Origin of the sequence: Leclercia adecarboxylata, from assembly GCF_006874705.1 — a bacterium.
In the GTDB taxonomy this organism is placed as follows: Bacteria; Pseudomonadota; Gammaproteobacteria; order Enterobacterales; family Enterobacteriaceae; genus Enterobacter; species Enterobacter adecarboxylatus_C.
Window position 1 is genome coordinate 1,914,501 of sequence record NZ_CP035382.1, and the last position, 15,380, is coordinate 1,929,880.

General features: G+C 55.8%; 18 protein-coding genes. 9 read left to right on the plus strand and 9 right to left on the minus strand.

The window, feature by feature from the left end; translation table 11 throughout:
- Positions 1 to 16 precede the first annotated feature (16 nt).
- Positions 17 to 1,207: a purine ribonucleoside efflux pump NepI gene (nepI, locus tag ES815_RS10145; RefSeq protein WP_142487689.1), complete on the plus strand. Its 1,191-nt coding sequence runs from the start codon at positions 17 to 19 to the stop codon at positions 1,205 to 1,207.
- A gap of 37 nt (positions 1,208 to 1,244) precedes the next feature.
- On the opposite strand, the gene ES815_RS10150 is transcribed toward nepI, so the two are convergent.
- The 6 genes from ES815_RS10150 to ES815_RS10175 form a co-directional block, all read right to left on the minus strand.
- Complete coding sequence (locus ES815_RS10150) at positions 1,245 to 2,150, minus strand: DMT family transporter (RefSeq protein WP_142487690.1); 906 nt, start codon at positions 2,148 to 2,150, stop codon at positions 1,245 to 1,247.
- Positions 2,151 to 2,280: 130 nt separating this feature from the next.
- Positions 2,281 to 3,660: a carbohydrate porin gene (locus ES815_RS10155; protein WP_142487691.1), complete on the minus strand. Its 1,380-nt coding sequence runs from the start codon at positions 3,658 to 3,660 to the stop codon at positions 2,281 to 2,283.
- Positions 3,661 to 3,821: 161 nt separating this feature from the next.
- Positions 3,822 to 4,124: a PTS lactose/cellobiose transporter subunit IIA gene (locus ES815_RS10160; RefSeq protein WP_072250852.1), complete on the minus strand. Its 303-nt coding sequence runs from the start codon at positions 4,122 to 4,124 to the stop codon at positions 3,822 to 3,824.
- Between the two features lie 15 nt (positions 4,125 to 4,139).
- Positions 4,140 to 5,525: a glycoside hydrolase family 1 protein gene (locus tag ES815_RS10165; protein WP_142487692.1), complete on the minus strand. Its 1,386-nt coding sequence runs from the start codon at positions 5,523 to 5,525 to the stop codon at positions 4,140 to 4,142.
- Between the two features lie 17 nt (positions 5,526 to 5,542).
- Positions 5,543 to 6,868: a PTS sugar transporter subunit IIC gene (locus ES815_RS10170; RefSeq protein WP_106995599.1), complete on the minus strand. Its 1,326-nt coding sequence runs from the start codon at positions 6,866 to 6,868 to the stop codon at positions 5,543 to 5,545.
- Positions 6,869 to 6,880: 12 nt separating this feature from the next.
- A complete protein-coding gene (locus tag ES815_RS10175) occupies positions 6,881 to 7,195 on the minus strand; it encodes a PTS sugar transporter subunit IIB (protein WP_032615638.1) in 315 nt (104 codons plus the stop codon).
- Between the two features lie 294 nt (positions 7,196 to 7,489).
- On the opposite strand from ES815_RS10175, the gene ES815_RS10180 reads away from it, so the two are divergent.
- The gene (locus ES815_RS10180) at positions 7,490 to 8,437 is read left to right on the plus strand and encodes a LacI family DNA-binding transcriptional regulator (protein ID WP_142487693.1); all 948 of its coding nucleotides are present in this window, start codon (positions 7,490 to 7,492) and stop codon (positions 8,435 to 8,437) included.
- Between the two features lie 37 nt (positions 8,438 to 8,474).
- On the opposite strand, the gene ES815_RS10185 is transcribed toward ES815_RS10180, so the two are convergent.
- Complete coding sequence (locus tag ES815_RS10185; protein WP_032615642.1) at positions 8,475 to 8,771, minus strand: YicS family protein; 297 nt, start codon at positions 8,769 to 8,771, stop codon at positions 8,475 to 8,477.
- 29 nt (positions 8,772 to 8,800) lie between these two features.
- On the opposite strand from ES815_RS10185, the gene ES815_RS10190 reads away from it, so the two are divergent.
- Positions 8,801 to 9,064, plus strand: coding sequence for a hypothetical protein (locus ES815_RS10190; RefSeq protein WP_142487694.1), 264 nt, complete (start codon positions 8,801 to 8,803; stop codon positions 9,062 to 9,064).
- Positions 9,065 to 9,092: 28 nt separating this feature from the next.
- Positions 9,093 to 9,512, plus strand: a complete 420-nt coding sequence (locus tag ES815_RS10195; protein ID WP_142487695.1) for a GNAT family N-acetyltransferase — start codon at positions 9,093 to 9,095, stop codon at positions 9,510 to 9,512.
- On the opposite strand, the gene ES815_RS10200 is transcribed toward ES815_RS10195, so the two are convergent.
- Positions 9,509 to 10,168 carry a TetR/AcrR family transcriptional regulator gene (locus tag ES815_RS10200; protein WP_142487696.1) on the minus strand — a complete coding sequence of 220 codons (660 nt, stop codon included), beginning with the start codon at positions 10,166 to 10,168 and terminating at the stop codon, positions 9,509 to 9,511. The two genes, ES815_RS10195 and ES815_RS10200, sit on opposite strands and share 4 nt — an antisense overlap.
- Positions 10,169 to 10,246: 78 nt before the next feature.
- Here ES815_RS10200 and ES815_RS10205 point away from each other — a divergent pair, with 78 nt between their 5' ends.
- The 3 genes from ES815_RS10205 to ES815_RS10215 are packed head-to-tail and all read left to right on the plus strand — an operon-like array spanning position 10,247 to position 12,535.
- Positions 10,247 to 11,755, plus strand: coding sequence for an MDR family MFS transporter (locus ES815_RS10205; protein ID WP_142487697.1), 1,509 nt, complete (start codon positions 10,247 to 10,249; stop codon positions 11,753 to 11,755).
- A 45-nt stretch (positions 11,756 to 11,800) separates the two neighbouring features.
- Entirely contained in the window at positions 11,801 to 12,133 is a 333-nt protein-coding gene (locus ES815_RS10210) for an antitoxin (protein ID WP_370649941.1), read from the plus strand.
- Between the two features lie 3 nt (positions 12,134 to 12,136).
- Complete coding sequence (locus ES815_RS10215; RefSeq protein WP_185902400.1) at positions 12,137 to 12,535, plus strand: type II toxin-antitoxin system VapC family toxin; 399 nt, start codon at positions 12,137 to 12,139, stop codon at positions 12,533 to 12,535.
- Between the two features lie 259 nt (positions 12,536 to 12,794).
- Here the strand turns inward: ES815_RS10215 and ES815_RS10220 are convergent, their stop codons facing one another.
- Positions 12,795 to 13,301, minus strand: coding sequence for a hypothetical protein (locus ES815_RS10220; protein WP_142487698.1), 507 nt, complete (start codon positions 13,299 to 13,301; stop codon positions 12,795 to 12,797).
- Positions 13,302 to 13,642: 341 nt separating this feature from the next.
- On the opposite strand from ES815_RS10220, the gene nlpA reads away from it, so the two are divergent.
- Positions 13,643 to 14,446 (plus strand): lipoprotein NlpA, encoded by an 804-nt coding sequence (nlpA, locus tag ES815_RS10225; protein ID WP_142487699.1) that lies wholly within the window; start codon positions 13,643 to 13,645, stop codon positions 14,444 to 14,446.
- A gap of 138 nt (positions 14,447 to 14,584) precedes the next feature.
- Positions 14,585 to 15,364: an MBL fold metallo-hydrolase gene (locus ES815_RS10230; RefSeq protein ID WP_142487700.1), complete on the plus strand. Its 780-nt coding sequence runs from the start codon at positions 14,585 to 14,587 to the stop codon at positions 15,362 to 15,364.
- Positions 15,365 to 15,380: the final 16 nt, after the last annotated feature.

Consider the following 15,380-nt stretch of genomic DNA (forward strand, 5'->3'; position numbering starts at 1 on the left):
ATCCCCAGGTGATGCCATGACAGAACAGATCCAATCCGCCCCTTCGCCCCATGCCAGGGCGGTCTCCCGCCCGAACTGGTCGGCGGTTTTTTCCGTGGCGTTTTGCGTCGCCTGCCTGATTACCGTGGAGTTTTTGCCGGTTAGCCTGCTGACGCCGATGGCGCAGGATCTGGGCATTTCTGAAGGGCTGGCGGGCCAGTCGGTCACCGTCACCGCCTTTGTTGCCATGTTTGCCAGCCTGTTCATTACCCAGGCGATTGGTACCACCGATCGCCGCAAGGTGGTGATCCTTTTTTCTGTCCTGCTGACCCTCTCCTGCCTGCTGGTCTCCTTTGCCGATAACTTCATGCTGCTGTTGCTGGGGCGCGCCTGCCTCGGGTTGGGGCTGGGCGGATTCTGGGCGATGTCGGCCTCGCTCACTATGCGGCTGGTGCCGGCGCGTACCGTGCCGAAAGCGCTCTCCGTCATCTTCGGCGCGGTCTCCATCGCGCTGGTGATCGCCGCCCCGCTGGGCAGTTTCCTCGGGGGGATCATCGGCTGGCGTAACGTCTTTAACGGTGCCGCGGTGATGGGGCTGCTGTGCATTCTCTGGGTCTGGAAAGCGCTACCGTCGCTGCCGGGCGAAGCCGCACATCACAAGCAGAACATGTTCAGCCTGCTGAAACGCCCCGGCGTGATGGCGGGAATGATCGCCATCTTTATGTCGTTTGCCGGGCAGTTTGCCTTCTTTACCTACATTCGTCCGGTATTTATGACCATGGCCGGGTTTGACGTCGACGGCCTGACGCTGGTGCTGCTGAGCTTCGGTATCGCCAGCTTTGTCGGCACCTCGCTGTCGGCGCAGTTCCTGAAACGCTCCCTGAAAGTGGCGCTGGCAGGGGCGCCGCTGGTGCTGGCAGTCAGCGCCGCCGTGCTGATCCTGTGGGGCAGCGACAAGTGGGTGGCCTCGGCGATTGCGATTATCTGGGGCTTTGCCTTTGCGCTGGTCCCGGTAGGCTGGTCGACGTGGATCACCCGCTCGCTTGCCGATCAGGCTGAAAAAGCCGGGTCGATCCAGGTGGCGGTGATCCAGCTGGCGAACACCTGCGGCGCGGCGGTGGGGGGCGTTGCGCTCGACCATCTGGGACTGACGTCACCGCTGGTCATCTCCGGCACATTAATGCTGATGACTGCGCTGCTGGTGGCGGGGAAGGTTAAAGCGCAATAAGTGTTTGGCCCTCTCCCTGAGGGGAGAGGGCATCAGACTACGCGGACGTCTGAACCCGTCTTCTCGAATCCATCGAAATCAGCACCACCGACGACACAATCAACAGCGTGCCCAGCCAGTCCGGCAGGGTAAACGCCACGCCCAGTAAAATCACCGACAGCAGGGCGCTGCTCAGCGGCTCGGCGCAGCTCAGAATGCTCGCCTTCGGCCCGCCAATCATCTGCGCGCCTTTCAGATACAGGCTGAAGGTCACCGCCGTGCCGATCACCACCAGATAGAAGAACGCCAGCAGCAGGCTACCGTCGACCACGAAAGCGGTGCCGCGCCCGGCATAGAACGGCGTCAGCATTAACCCGGCCAGCAGCATACTCCAGCCGACGATCGGCAGCGTGCCGTAACGGGCAATCAGCGTGGAGGGGTAGGTGGTATAGAACGCCGCGGCGAAGGCGGAGGCGATGCCCCAGCAGAGCGCGGCCGGGGAGATAGTCAGCGAGGTCGGGTCGCCGTGGGTGACCAGTAAAAAGGTGCCGACAAGCGAGGTCATGATCGCCGCCAGCACGAAAATGCCCGGGCGCTTTTTGCGCGCCAGCGCGAACCACGCCACGATAATGGTCGGCGACAGGAATTGCAGCACGGTGGCGGTGGCGGCGTTGGATTTTTCAATCGTCACCAGGAAGGTGAGCTGAACGATCAGCGCCCCGAACAGGGAGAAGATCAGCAGGCTGATGGCGTCTTTGCGATTTTTGATGACCGAAAAAATCTTGTCGCCGTGGACGAATGAGAGCGTCAGCAGGATCACGCCGGCAAACAGCAGGCGGATCATGGTCAGATAAGGCGAGGGGATCTGACTTTTCTCCATGATGTACTGCGCGCAAACCCCTGAGCTGCCCCATAAAATGGCGGCGATCAGGACGTTCAGCATCCCTTTACGTGTGGAACCCATGCTCTCCCCTGCGATAGTGGCTTTCAAAGGCCAGCAGCATAACACGGGTCCTGCCGGGTGGCGCTACGCTTACCCGGCCTACAAAACTTTGTAGGCCCGTGCAAGCGCAGCGCCGCCGGGCGCAGTTGATTTAGAACCAGGCTTCCCACATCGCGCCGACGTTGAAGTCGTCGAGCGTTTCATCTTTCGTGTTGTTCACGCGGGCGGTGCGTTCGTTATCCACCTTGCCGCCGGTGACGTAGAAGCGCAGCATCGGACGGAATTCCGGGCCCATCGCGATGGACATGTTCTGCGACAGGGTCAGCTTCCAGCCCTTGTTATCCCCGCCGTTGTCGTAATCAACATGCTGCCAGCCCGCTTCCAGCCAGGTGGAGTGCACGTCGTTCCACCAGTGCATCGGCCGCACGATGGCGTTGTAGTTCTTGCGGTTGTCGGTGCTGTCACGGCTGTTGTCGTAGTCGTGGAAGGCCAGAATGTACTCCACCTGGGTCGCCTGGGTGAACTTGTGCAGCCCTTCGAAGCTGGCGTACACCGTGGTCAGGTCCTCGGTTTTGTTGAACACGCTGTTATCGGAGTTATCAGAGTAGCGGGCGATCACCTTGTTCACGCCGCTGTCGTTGGTGTGGCTCAGGACCACGCCGCCCTGCCAGGCGTTGGTGCGCTCTTCCGTTTCGATGGCTTTCGAGTCAAAGCCGTAGTTGGCGTACAGCTCCAGGTCGATGGGGCCGAGCTTCATGCCGTGAATTTTGGAGGTGGCCGCGTAGTTGCCCTTGTCGCCGGTGCCGGAGCCGCCGGTACAGGTGATGCGCGACGGGTTGGCCTCGTCGTCCATCACTTCCGGGCTACAGGATTCGACTGCCGCCACGGTCGCCACGTCAAACTGCACGCCGCCGATGTCGAAGTTCTTCACCCCGGCACCCTGGCCGTCGTGGTTCATCCAGAAGTAGTCGTTGATGCCCTGCTGCGGACGCTGGTGGAAGTCACGCCCGGCCCAGAGATAGGCGTTCGGGTTGGATTCCAGAATGTTGGTCACCCCGGCGTAAGCCTTTTTCAGGTTCACCTCGTCGCCCCAGTGGTCGATCATCACGTTGACGTCCCAGATGGCGCCGTTTTCGCCTTTGAAGGCTTTGGAGAGCTGGAACTCGCCGCCGTTGCCTTCGTTACCCAGACGACCGATCGCCGAGGCGCCGTTGTACGAGCCGTCCACCGCGACGTATTTCTGATCGGCGGCCTGGAAGTGCGCCCCGTATCGGGCATAGCCGGTAAATTTAATCCCGAACGGGATCGCCATATCCGGGGACTGGGCGGCGCTTTGCGGTTCGTTGATGACGTCGGCTTTTTTCGCCACCGCGGCATCCATTTTCGCCTGGCGATCGGCCAGGGCTTTATCCACCGCTCTGGCTACAATGGCGTCGATTTGCTCCTGCGTAAACTCCTGGGCGAGGACAGAAAGTGGGCAAAGCGCGGCGATTACCGCCATTGTTAATGGAAGTTTTTTAATCATATTCATGGTTATCTCAATATATTTAAATTTTATTCAGACAATAACCACCCCGTTCCGGATTGACAGAATATGTCGCTATCATCAGAAAAGGTTGATTTTTATTTTTTAGGATACAGAGGCTTTATACTATTATCGTAACGATATCTCCGGTGCTGATATTTAATTAATTAACGCTGATACAGGTGAATAATTTCTTCGGATAATTCACGGGCCAGCAGCGAGTTCATTAAGTGATCCTGGGCGTGTACCATAATTAACGTCATCGGCTGACGGGCTTCGCCCGCGTCCTGCTCGATAAGTTTGGTCTGCATATGGTGCGCCTGGCGCGCGTAGCCATCGGCTTCGCGCAGCAGGCTTTTCGCTTCGTCAAAGTTGCCCTGCCGCGCAGCATGCAGTGCTTCAAAGCACAGGCTGCGCGACTGACCAGCATTGACGATGATTTCCATTACGGCTTCTTCTAAGGCAATCATCATCAGTTACTCTGTTTATTTATCAAAACTGTTATTTAGAGAGGTGGCAGCAAACCACTCTCCGCTCTTTTTAATGGTGCGTTGCTGCGTTTCCAAATCGAGCTGGACAAAGCCATAACGATTTTTATAAGCATTACACCATGACCAGTTATCAATAAATGTCCACATATGGTAGCCAAGACAATTACAGCCTTCGCTAATGCCTTTATGCAGCCATTTAAGGTGTTCAGAAATAAAATCGATTCGATATTGGTCGTTAATCTGGCCGTTCTCAATAAAACGCTGCTCGTTTTCGACGCCCATACCATTTTCAGAAATAAAACAGCGTGGGTTGCCGTAATTATCGCGCAGGTTAATGAGAATATCGTAAATACCTGGCTCGTAGATTTCCCAGCCGCGATACGGGTTCATCTTGCGGCCCGGCATCTCGTAGCTATCAAAGAACCACTCCGGCATAAACGGTGCCTGCGGATTAATGGCCGTATCACGACACTTCACCCGACGCGGCTGGTAGTAGTTAATGCCCAGCAGGTCGATTTTGCCGTCGGCAATCAGGGCGCTGTCTTCCGGCAGACAGACGGGCAGCTGATCGTGCGCTTTCAGCATCGCCACCAGATCCGCCGGGTATTCGCCACACAGCACCGGATCGAGGAAGCTGCGGTTAAACAGCAGATCGCAATGGTGCGCGGCTTTCACGTCCGCCGGATTCTGCGAGCGTGGATAGGACGGCGTCAGGTTCAGCACGATGCCAATCTCACCGGCAAAATGCCCGGCGCGGAAGGCACGAACCGCCTGGGCATGGGCCAGCACGGTGTGATAGGCCACGGTTGCCGCGCGACGGAAATCGACCACGTTCGGGTAGTGGAAGTCGTACAGATACCCGCCCTCTACCGGCACAATCGGCTCGTTAAAGGTAAACCAGTGCATTACCCGATCACCAAAAAGCTCAAAGCAGGTTTCTGCGTAGCGGGCATAGGCCGCCACCACATCACGGTTTTCCCACCCGCCAATCTCCTGCATCGCCATCGGCATGTCGAAGTGGAACAGGGTGATAAACGGCTTGATACCCTGGGCAATCAGTTCGTCGATCACCTGATTGTAGAAAGCAACCGCTTCCTGGTTCACTTCACCGGTGCCTTCCGGGATGAGACGCGCCCAGCTTATCGAGGTGCGAAAGCTATTGTGGTTCAGCTGCTTTAACAGCTGAATGTCGGCTTTCCAGTGCTGATAAAACGTGGAGGTATTCTGCGGCCCTACCCCATTGTGAAAGCGATTCGGTTCGGTAGCGAACCAGTGATCCCAGGTGGTTAATCCCTTGCCACTGCCCTGGCTTTCCCCTTCGGTTTGCAGTGCAGAACAGGCGCTACCCCACCAGAAGTTTTCGGGAAATGCATATTTCATAAAACGTCCTCTTTGACTTAATTACCGACGGTCTCTGCTGCACCTACGGTTGCCTGCGCTTTTTGTTCTTCGGTTTTCATCAAGGAACGTTCATAAGCACGCAGGAACGGTAAATACATCACCGCCGACATGACCATACAAATGACGCACATCACCACCGGACTGAGCGCCCAGTTTGCCGCCCAGGAGGCACCAATTGGCGCCGGAGTGGTCCACGGCGTCAGCGAGACGACCTGTGCCAGCCAGCCGAGTTTGGTGGCGGTATAGGCCAGACAAGCGTTGATCATCGGAACGAACACGAAAGGAATAAAGAGCATCGGGTTCATGATGATCGGCGCACCGAACAGAATAGGTTCGTTGATATTAAAGAAGCTTGGCACCACGCCCATTTTGCCGATGGTGCGCAGGTGGGTGACGCGGCTGCGCAGCAGCAGGAAGGCCAGCGGCAGGGTCGAGCCCACACCACCAATCAGCAGGTAGTGATCCCAGAAGCCCTGCAGGTAGACGTGCGGCAGCGCAGCGCCGGCAGCCAGTGCGGCCTGGTTGGCGGAGAGGTTAGCCATCCAGAACGGGTTCATAATGCCGGTGACAATCAGCGCGCCGTGGATGCCGGCGAACCAGAAGATCTGGCACAGCAGCACGGAGAGCAGAATGGCAGGCAGGGAGTCAGAGGCGGAAACCAGCGGCTCCAGCAGGTGCATAATCGCCTGCGGGATGATCATCCCGGTTTGCGCTTCGATAAACAGGTTCAGCGGGTGCAGGGTACCAATGATCACCACCACCGGGATCAGGATCTCAAACGAGCGCGCCACGCCGGTCGGCACTTCCTTCGGCAGACGGATGGTGACTTTATGGTCCTTCAGCCAGGCGTAAACGCGGGTGGCATAGATGGAGGTGATCAGGGCGGTGAAAATCCCCTGGCCCGACAGATACTGGGTAGAGATTTTGCCGTCGGCATAAGGGGCGGCCACCAGCAGGAACGCCATAAAGGCCAGCAGGCCGGACATCACCGGGTCAAGATTGAACTGGCGGCCAAGGCTGGCGCCAATCCCTACCGAGATGAAGAAGGTCATCACGCCCATGCTGAGGTTAAACGGCAGCATCAGCTGTTCACGGTAGGTCTCGGAGAAATCGAGCCAGCCGCGGGCAAAGCTGTTGGTGGTGTCTGCGGAGAACGGCGGGAAGATAAACACCAGCATAAACGAGCCGATGATCATAAACGGCAGCGCGGCGGTAAAGCCGTCGCGGATGGCAATCACGTACTTCTGCTGGCCCAGCTTGCCCGCCAGCGGTGCGATGGACTGCTCAATGACGGCAACCATAGATTGATATAACGAACTCATGAGAACACCTTCTTAGTGTGCCGCTTCGATGAGCGACAGAGCATAGTCCAGCACTTTATCGCCACGTTGCATACCGTAATCCATTGTATCGATGGACTGTACGGGTATGCCCTGGGTGGCAGCCTTGTCTGAGAGCGTTTTTAACATGTATTTGACTTGCGGTCCGAGAAGCACGACCTGATATTGCGGAAACTGTGTATCAAATTCTGAAACACCATACGCATCGATTTTGACCGGTAAACCGCGTTCGTTCGCGGCTTCGACCATTTTCCGAACCAGCAGGCTGGTGGACATCCCGGCAGAACAGCACAGCATTATCTTGAACATCGACAACCATCCTCAAAATGTAAATAGTTATTGCGGAGATGATTGGATAACATATGGAAACCGGTTTCCATTGATATAAGACAGAAGTGTGACAGCCATCAAGATCCCTTGCTTATGGGCCCTGATTATCAGATTCAGGTCACGAATTTTGGCTGCTTTTGCATCATATGGATTGGAAACGGAAAATCGGTTTCCATGGAAAACGGAAACAGATATACTCCTGAGTGGCTATAATATGAGCCGAAGTGGAATCAGGAATTACAGGGGCCTGGAGAGACCTGTCAGGGGATAAAGATGTCTACAATCAACGATGTATCACGTCTGGCCGGGGTGTCCAAAGCCACGGTATCACGGGTGTTGAGCGGGTCGCGCGGCGTGAAGGAAGCCAGCCGCCAGGCCGTACTGAAAGCAGTGGAAGAGCTGAACTATCGGCCAAATGTGATTGCCCAGTCGCTGCTCAGCCAGTCTACCGGCTGTATCGGCGTCATTTGCGCCCAGGACAACATTAACCAGACCACCGGTTATCTGTACGCGCTGGAAAAACACCTCAGCCAGCACCAGAAGCACCTGCTGCTTCGCTTCGCCAACACCAAAGCCGAAGTCATGAGCGCGCTGGATGAGCTGTCCTGCGGGTTATGCGATGACATTCTGATTATCGGCGCCCGTTTTCCGCTGCATATCGATCAGGAGAACGTCATCCTGGTGGATTGCATGGAAACCAACAACGTCAACAGTATCCAGTACGACCATGCCTTTGCCGCGGAAACCGCGTGTAACTTCCTTGCCAGCCAGGGGCGACGCCAGATTGCCCTGATCCACCCGCACGGCAGCGGTTTTGCCGATCAGGTGCTGCTGGGCTACAAGCATGGGCTGGAAAAGAACTTCCTGCCGTTTAATCGCAACCTGGTCTTTATGGAAGCCACGTCATCCTCCGTGGCCCTGCAGGAGCTGCTTAACAACGCCACTACGGTGAATTTCAACGCCCTACTGGTGGCCGATGAGCAGGAAGCGCAGCGGGTGATCCCGCAGCTGCAGGCGTTCAACCGATCGGTACCGGGCGACATCATGGTATTCAGTCTTGCGGGCTCCCTGCACCTGCCGGGCATTCCGACCATTCCGGCGATTGAGTACTCGATGGATGCCATGGCGGCACGGATTGTCAGCTGGCTGAATGAGAAGACCCAGATGCTGGGTTCGTATGTGCTGCGCGGGGATTTAATTATTCCGGATGTGCGACGCTAAAAAAATTAAGGGGGCTGTAGGGCCCCTTAATGCGTAATCAATAATCCTCCATGCAGTCCACCTGACTCACGGCATCCCAGTAACCTTCCTGGTTGTTCCGCTCCATCGCCACGACCGCATTTTTGACCAGCATCTGATTGGCCTCAGAGGCCATAATCATCGCCTGCCACTCTTTATCACTTTGCTTGCGTTGCGGGGCACAGGCTTTCTTCACATCCTTCAAAACCGACTGTTTCATTTGTTCTAATTTGACCGGGTCGTTCAGTTCCTGAGCATGAACGAAGGCGGCAAAAAGCAGGCAGACTACCAGGCAAAACAGGTGCGCTGACTTCATGGAAACCTCCGGAAAAACCACACACGTTTATGAAATATATCGTTACATCCGCCTTTGCGACCCAAGCCGAAAGTATTAATTTTGCCAATAGTTGCGCAGGGGTACGAATAAGCGTAGCCGCACAATTTGGCGGACAGGCAAACCCGGAAGAAAAATTTGTGACGGCAGGCGGCTGCCAGAGAACAAAGGGTGATGCTGCTCGCAAAGGCAATTTAGCGTTGATTGCACTTACATTTTTTAACGCGCGTTACGCCAGAGTTTGCTGTTTTTATCGTGGGCAGAATGTGGGATAGTCGACGTGCAACGTAACGGGAGAATGATATGCAACTGAGTATTACCGACACCATTACTGAACACGAACAGGAAGAGTTACTGCAGGGGTTGCGGGTCTACAACAGCCAGTTTATTAGTTTTTCCCGCGTGGCGAGTGATATCGCCGTGTATGCCCGCGATGAAGGCGGCAAAATGCGCGGCGGGCTGATCGGCAACCGTCAGGGCGTGTGGCTGAACATCAAATATCTGTGGGTCAGCGAGGAAATACGCGGCAGCGGGCTCGGTGGCCAGCTGATGCAGGCCGCCGAAGAGGAAGCTAAACGCCAGGGGTGCCAGCATGCGCTGGTGGATACCTTCAGTTTCCAGGCGCGTCCGTTTTACGAGAAGCAGGGCTATGAGCTGACCATGACGCTGGACGATTTTCCCTACCCGGGAATACAGCGGCATTACCTCTCGAAGGCGCTTTAAGCGCCAATACCATGACCTATCACCGCCAGCACATGGCGCACAATACTGTCAGGCGAGAGAGTGGTTAACCTCTCGTCATTGCGCATCCGCGAGAAAGGCACCAGCACCAGGCTTAACAGGGTGGTGAACAGCAGTTCCGGGGCCAGATCGCGGTTCAGTTTTCCCTCCTGCTGCCAGCGGGCAATGGTATCCAGCGTCGCCTGATATTTCTCATCGCCAAACCGGGCCTGCAGGTGCGACCGCAGCACGGGCATTTCCCCAATCACCTCCTGCATCCACAGCGGCGCGAACCAGCGGTGCTCGACGGCCAGGTCGGCCAGCTTTTTCACCATCAGCGTCAGGGCGGTCACCGGATCGTCCGGGTGGGTGCTGAAAAGCGTCGCGATGGCGCTGCGAAGCGGCAGAAAACGCTCCTCGATCATGGCATCAAGCAGCTGCTCCCGGGAGTTGAAATAGTAGTGCAGCATCGCTGGCGTCACGCCCGCCTCTTTGGCGATTGCGTTGAGGGAGGTGCGGGCAATCCCCTGACGCGCAAAGAGATCCAGCGCGATATCCAGCAGCTGTTCCCGGCTGGTGGCGGTGGGTTTGCTCCCGCGCGGACGCCCCGGGCGGCGGGCCTGTGGTGTGGGCTCAGAATTATCTTTATGTGCTGACATGCGCGGGGGATCCCTTGACCTGATTCATAACTTCATTAAATATTAATTACCCAATTAATTAATTTCAAGCGGTGTTTTATGGCGTCCGAATCGACAACGCAAACCAAAAACGCGCCCTCTATCCGACTGCTGTTTAGCGCGCTCCTGCTGGTGATGCTGCTTTCGGCTCTCGATCAGACCATCGTCTCCACGGCGCTGCCCACCATTGTGGGCGAGCTGGGCGGGCTGGGCGGGCTGGATAAGCTCTCCTGGGTGGTGACGGCCTATATCCTGAGCTCCACCATCGTGGTGCCGCTGTACGGCAAATTTGGCGATCTCTTTGGCCGCAAAATCGTGCTGCAAATCGCCATTGTTCTTTTTCTGGTGGGCTCTGCCCTGTGCGGGCTGGCGCAGAACATGACCCAGCTGGTGCTGATGCGCGCCCTGCAGGGGCTGGGCGGCGGCGGGCTGATGGTGATCAGCATGGCGGCGGTGGCGGATGTGATCCCGCCGGCGGATCGCGGCCGTTATCAGGGTCTGTTCGGCGGGGTCTTTGGTCTGGCGACGGTGATCGGCCCGCTGGTCGGCGGCTTTCTGGTGCAGCATGCCTCCTGGCGCTGGATTTTCTATATCAACCTGCCGCTGGGGGTGTTTGCCCTGCTGGTGATCGGCGCGGTCTTCCACGGCAGTGCGAAGCGCAATAAACATGAGATCGACTATCTGGGGGCAATTTACCTCAGCATGGCGCTGCTGTGCATCATCCTCTTTACCAGCGAAGGGGGCACGGTACGGGAGTGGAGCGACCCGCAGCTGTGGTGCATTCTTGCCTTTGGCCTGACGGGCATCGCCGGATTTATCTATGAGGAGCGGCTGGCGTGGGAGCCGATTATTCCCCTGTCGCTCTTCCGCGATCGCAGCTTCCTGTTATGCAGCCTGATTGGCTTTATTATCGGTATGTCGCTGTTTGGCTCGGTGACTTTCCTGCCGCTCTATCTGCAGATTGTCAAAGAGGCCACCCCGACCCAGGCCGGGCTACAGCTGATCCCGCTGATGGGCGGGCTGCTGCTGACCTCCATCATCAGCGGCCGCATTATCAGCCGCACCGGAAAATACCGCCTGTTCCCGATCCTCGGCACCCTGCTGGGCGTGGTCGGCATGGCCCTGCTCACGCGGATCACCATTGATTCGCCGGTCTGGCAGCTGTACCTGTTTACCGGCGTGCTGGGGGCGGGGCTGGGTCTGGTGATGCAGGTGCTGGTGCTGGCGGTGCAGAATAGCGTGTCGGCGGACCAGTATGGGGTGGCGACCTCCGGCGTGACCCTGTTCCGCTCCATTGGCGGGGCGATTGGCGTGGCGCTGTTTGGCGCGGTCTTCACTCACGTATTGCAGTCGGGCCTGATGGCGCGGATACCCGAGGGCACCGAACTGCCGCGGGAGATGAATCCTGTTGCGATTCACCATCTGCCTGACGCTCTTCGCCTGGACTACCTGGACGCCTTTGGCTCCGCCATTCATGCGGTATTCCTGATGGCGGCAGGAATTATGGTGCTCGCCTTTGTGCTGTCGTGGTTTTTGCGCGAGGCGCCGCTGCGCAAGCGGGAGGCGTAAGGTTAGCGGTTCCGCTCATTGTTGCGAGTCGCTTTCCGAAACTTGATGACCAGGCTTGTCTTCCTTAACGCTGCTGGCGCATGCTTTGGCCTGGTCAATAAAACAGCAGAGGTTGCGATGGAACGTAAAGCAAAACTGTTCAAAAAAGGGCGAAACCAGGCGGTGTTACTGCCTGCGGAGTTCGCGTTTGATTCGGAGAGCGTCTGGATCCGGCGGGATGAGGAGGGGAATGTTGTTTTGAGGGCTATGTCAGAGAAAGAACGGCACAGGGAGAATTTTTTGCGTTTACTGAAGCAGACGCAGGTACCTGATTCATTCCTGAGTAAGGAGGAGCGCAATCAGAGTTATACGACAAGAGATCCTCTTGAAGGGTTATAGAAAATGCTGCATATGCTGGACACTAACATAGTCAGCCACCTCGTGAAGCAACATCCCAGCGTGGTAAATCGCTATTCTCAAATAGCACCTGAAGAGATGTGCATTTCAAGCATAACGGAGGCTGAATTGCTTTATGGCGTCGCCAAAAAGCAAAGCCATAGACTGCATGAAACCATCTCGGAATTTCTTAAAACTATCACCGTTTGCGACTGGGACAGTGACGCCGCGGCAATCTACGGCAAACTACGCGCCTCAATGGAAAAGAGAGGGAAAGTGATGGGCGATCTCGATCAGTTGATCGCAGCGCACGCTCTCAGCCGGGGCACAACCATTGTGACTAACGATCGTGCCTTTGCGATGGTGCAGGAACTGACTATCGAGGACTGGACCACCGCAGCCTGAGCCCCAACGCCCGGTGGCGCTCCGCTTACCGGGCCTACGATACCAGTGCTGGCCTTTGTGCTGTGATGGTTTTTGCGCGAGGCACCGCTGCGGAAGCGGGGTGAATGAGAGTGCAGAGTGAGTCGCTTAAGATTTTTAAAAGCCATTAAGATATCTGAGGAAACAACACTCTTGAGTATTACATAAGTAATGGCTTTGAGTGTTGTCAGAAAATGACGCGCATGTTGCTCAGGTTTTTATATAGTACTAACTTCTTAAGTTACGATTCACCTCTGGCTTCGATTCTGACTTCACCGATAGTAAATATAATTTCTGCAGGAGATACTCTCATTGATTTTTCATCTGCGATAGCCCGTGCTTTGGTTATTGCTCTGTCATTACCAATCACTGGGATGCCTTCACACCACGTCAATCTAAGCTGGCCTCTTTTGGGGTTATTTGATGGTGTTGTAATGCTATAGCCCTGTTCACCGTTTGGAACGACTTTTAATCGCCAGATGGATCCATCATCAGTAAAGCCAATATCAATACGGTCACCTTTTTTGAACCGTGCTCTGGACATAATATCTTCAGGGATCCTGATCGTCATATAGCGAACTATTTGGTTGTTACTGGTGCGACAAATTTGAGTAATGCTTAAATTGTTTGTTACAGGAAGCCGTCCGGCTTTACCTGCTCTGTTTTTGATTACTTCACTGACCGATATAAACTCCAGGGGTTTATGGTCTTTCATTCCAGTGTCCTTAAGCCAGTTTAATTGTTTCATACAGGATTACCTAACAGGATTTTGATGGCAAAAGATTAGTACTATAAGATTTTAAATTATTGAGTTAAATCAACTGGATTTCTATGCGCTAATGTTTTTATTACAGGAATACTATCTTTAATATCATCCCTAAATATGCGCAACTTGTAATATCATTGCTATTTATTTTTTTCTCCCGTTCCTTATTAGCCTGCCTACAGGCGCTCATTGTTACTTTTTGTATTTTTAGAGTATGTCAGGCCGCTTATAACTTATCCTTCTTACTGATGCCATTTCGTTTTTTAGCCTGCCGCTGCGTTGCCGATATAGTCGATAAAACAGTTATCAAAAGGATATGACGGGTGAAACTTCGATTAGGTGCGCTTCTTCTCGCTGGCCTGCTGCTGGCGGGCTGTGACCAAAGCGGCAGCGATGCCAAACACATTAAGGTGGGCGTAATTAACGGCGCCGAGCAGGACGTGGCGGAAGTCGCCAAAAAAGTGGCGAAAGAGAAGTTCGGCCTGGATGTCGAGCTGGTGGGCTTTAGCGGCTCGCTGCTGCCAAACGACGCCACCAACCACGGGGAGCTGGACGCCAACGTCTTCCAGCACCGCCCGTTCCTGGCGGAAGACAATAAAGCCCACGGCTACAAGCTGGTGGCCGTCGGCAACACCTTTGTGTTCCCGATGGCGGGCTATTCCCGCAAGATCAAATCGGTGGCGGAGCTGAAGGACGGCGCGACCATCGCCATCCCGAACGACCCTACAAACCTGGGCCGCGCGCTGTTGCTGCTGCAAAACGAAAAGCTGATCGCCCTGAAACCGGACGTCGGTTTGCTGCCGACGGCGCTGGATATCACTGCCAACCCGAAAAAGCTGAACATCATGGAGCTGGAAGGGGCGCAGCTGCCGCGCGTGCTGGACGATCCGAAAGTGGATGTGGCGATTATCAGCACCACCTATCTCCAGCAAACCGGGCTCTCGCCGGTGCATGACAGCGTCTTTATCGAAGATAAAAACTCGCCGTACGTGAATATCGTGGTGACGCGGGAAGACAACAAAGATGCGGAAAACGTGAAGGAGTTTATTCAGTCGTATCAGTCGCCAGAAGTAGCGAAGGCAGCAGAGACGATCTTTAACGGCGGAGCAGTGCCGGGCTGGGAATAACGTTAATCGTGCCGCGACGAGACTTTTCGTCGCGGCCAGAAACAAATTGGCCCGATCCCATCGCTGATTGCCCTTTTGCCCACATCCTGTCACCAGCCCTCCGGCTATGCTTGCCGCATACAAACCGGAGAACAGACCATGAACATTACCCACATTCGCAACGCGACGCAGCTCATCACCTATGCTGGAAAACGCTTTCTGATTGACCCGCTGCTGGCACCCAAAGACGCATACCCTGGTTTCCCCGGCACCGCCCGGGCGGAGATCCGCAACCCGACGGTGGAGCTGCCCTGCGCGGTGGAAAGCCTGCTGGATGTCGATGCGGTAATCGTCACCCATACCCACGCCGATCACTGGGATCAGCATGCCATCGAGCGGATCGCCAAGGAGATGCCGATCTTTGTGCAGCACGACGATGACGCCCGGCTGCTGCGCAGCCAGGGCTTCCACAATCTGACCGTTTTGACGGACAACACGCCGTTTGGCGAGATTCAATTGAGCAAAACCCACGGCGGTCAGCACGGCACCGGCCGCGCTTACGCGGTGCCGGAGCTGGCGGAGCTGCTCGGTGAGGCGTGCGGCGTGGTGTTTCGCCATCCCGACGAAAAAACGCTGCTGATTGCAGGCGACACCATTTTGCGCCCGCAGGTCGCCGACGAACTGCAAAAGCTGCAGCCGGATGTGGTGGTGCTCAACGCCGGGTACGCGCACGTGATCGGCTTCGGGCCCATCATTATGGGTGCGGAGGATGTGCTGAATGTGCACTTCCTGCTGCCGCAGGCAAAACTTGTCGCCGTCCATATGGAGGCCATTAACCACTGCCTGCTGACGCGCAGCGCACTGCGGGAATACGTCGACGCCAACCAGATAGGTGAGGCGGTCATTATCCCTCAGGACGGGGAAAGCGTTATAGTCTGAACAGTATCGGGGCAGA

Excerpts from the sequence above, each read along its gene's own strand:
- nepI (WP_142487689.1), top strand. The coding sequence starts at position 17 with ATGACAGAACAGATCCAATCCGCCCCTTCGCCCCATGCCAGGGCGGTC.
- ES815_RS10150 (WP_142487690.1), bottom strand. The coding sequence starts at position 2,150 with ATGGGTTCCACACGTAAAGGGATGCTGAACGTCCTGATCGCCGCCATT.
- ES815_RS10155 (WP_142487691.1), bottom strand. The coding sequence starts at position 3,660 with ATGAATATGATTAAAAAACTTCCATTAACAATGGCGGTAATCGCCGCG.
- ES815_RS10160 (WP_072250852.1), bottom strand. The coding sequence starts at position 4,124 with ATGATTGCCTTAGAAGAAGCCGTAATGGAAATCATCGTCAATGCTGGT.
- ES815_RS10165 (WP_142487692.1), bottom strand. The coding sequence starts at position 5,525 with ATGAAATATGCATTTCCCGAAAACTTCTGGTGGGGTAGCGCCTGTTCT.
- ES815_RS10170 (WP_106995599.1), bottom strand. The coding sequence starts at position 6,868 with ATGAGTTCGTTATATCAATCTATGGTTGCCGTCATTGAGCAGTCCATC.
- ES815_RS10175 (WP_032615638.1), bottom strand. The coding sequence starts at position 7,195 with ATGTTCAAGATAATGCTGTGCTGTTCTGCCGGGATGTCCACCAGCCTG.
- ES815_RS10180 (WP_142487693.1), top strand. The coding sequence starts at position 7,490 with ATGTCTACAATCAACGATGTATCACGTCTGGCCGGGGTGTCCAAAGCC.
- ES815_RS10185 (WP_032615642.1), bottom strand. The coding sequence starts at position 8,771 with ATGAAGTCAGCGCACCTGTTTTGCCTGGTAGTCTGCCTGCTTTTTGCC.
- ES815_RS10190 (WP_142487694.1), top strand. The coding sequence starts at position 8,801 with ATGAAATATATCGTTACATCCGCCTTTGCGACCCAAGCCGAAAGTATT.
- ES815_RS10195 (WP_142487695.1), top strand. The coding sequence starts at position 9,093 with ATGCAACTGAGTATTACCGACACCATTACTGAACACGAACAGGAAGAG.
- ES815_RS10200 (WP_142487696.1), bottom strand. The coding sequence starts at position 10,168 with ATGTCAGCACATAAAGATAATTCTGAGCCCACACCACAGGCCCGCCGC.
- ES815_RS10205 (WP_142487697.1), top strand. The coding sequence starts at position 10,247 with ATGGCGTCCGAATCGACAACGCAAACCAAAAACGCGCCCTCTATCCGA.
- ES815_RS10210 (WP_370649941.1), top strand. The coding sequence starts at position 11,801 with ATGACCAGGCTTGTCTTCCTTAACGCTGCTGGCGCATGCTTTGGCCTG.
- ES815_RS10215 (WP_185902400.1), top strand. The coding sequence starts at position 12,137 with ATGCTGCATATGCTGGACACTAACATAGTCAGCCACCTCGTGAAGCAA.
- ES815_RS10220 (WP_142487698.1), bottom strand. The coding sequence starts at position 13,301 with ATGAAACAATTAAACTGGCTTAAGGACACTGGAATGAAAGACCATAAA.
- ES815_RS10230 (WP_142487700.1), top strand. The coding sequence starts at position 14,585 with ATGAACATTACCCACATTCGCAACGCGACGCAGCTCATCACCTATGCT.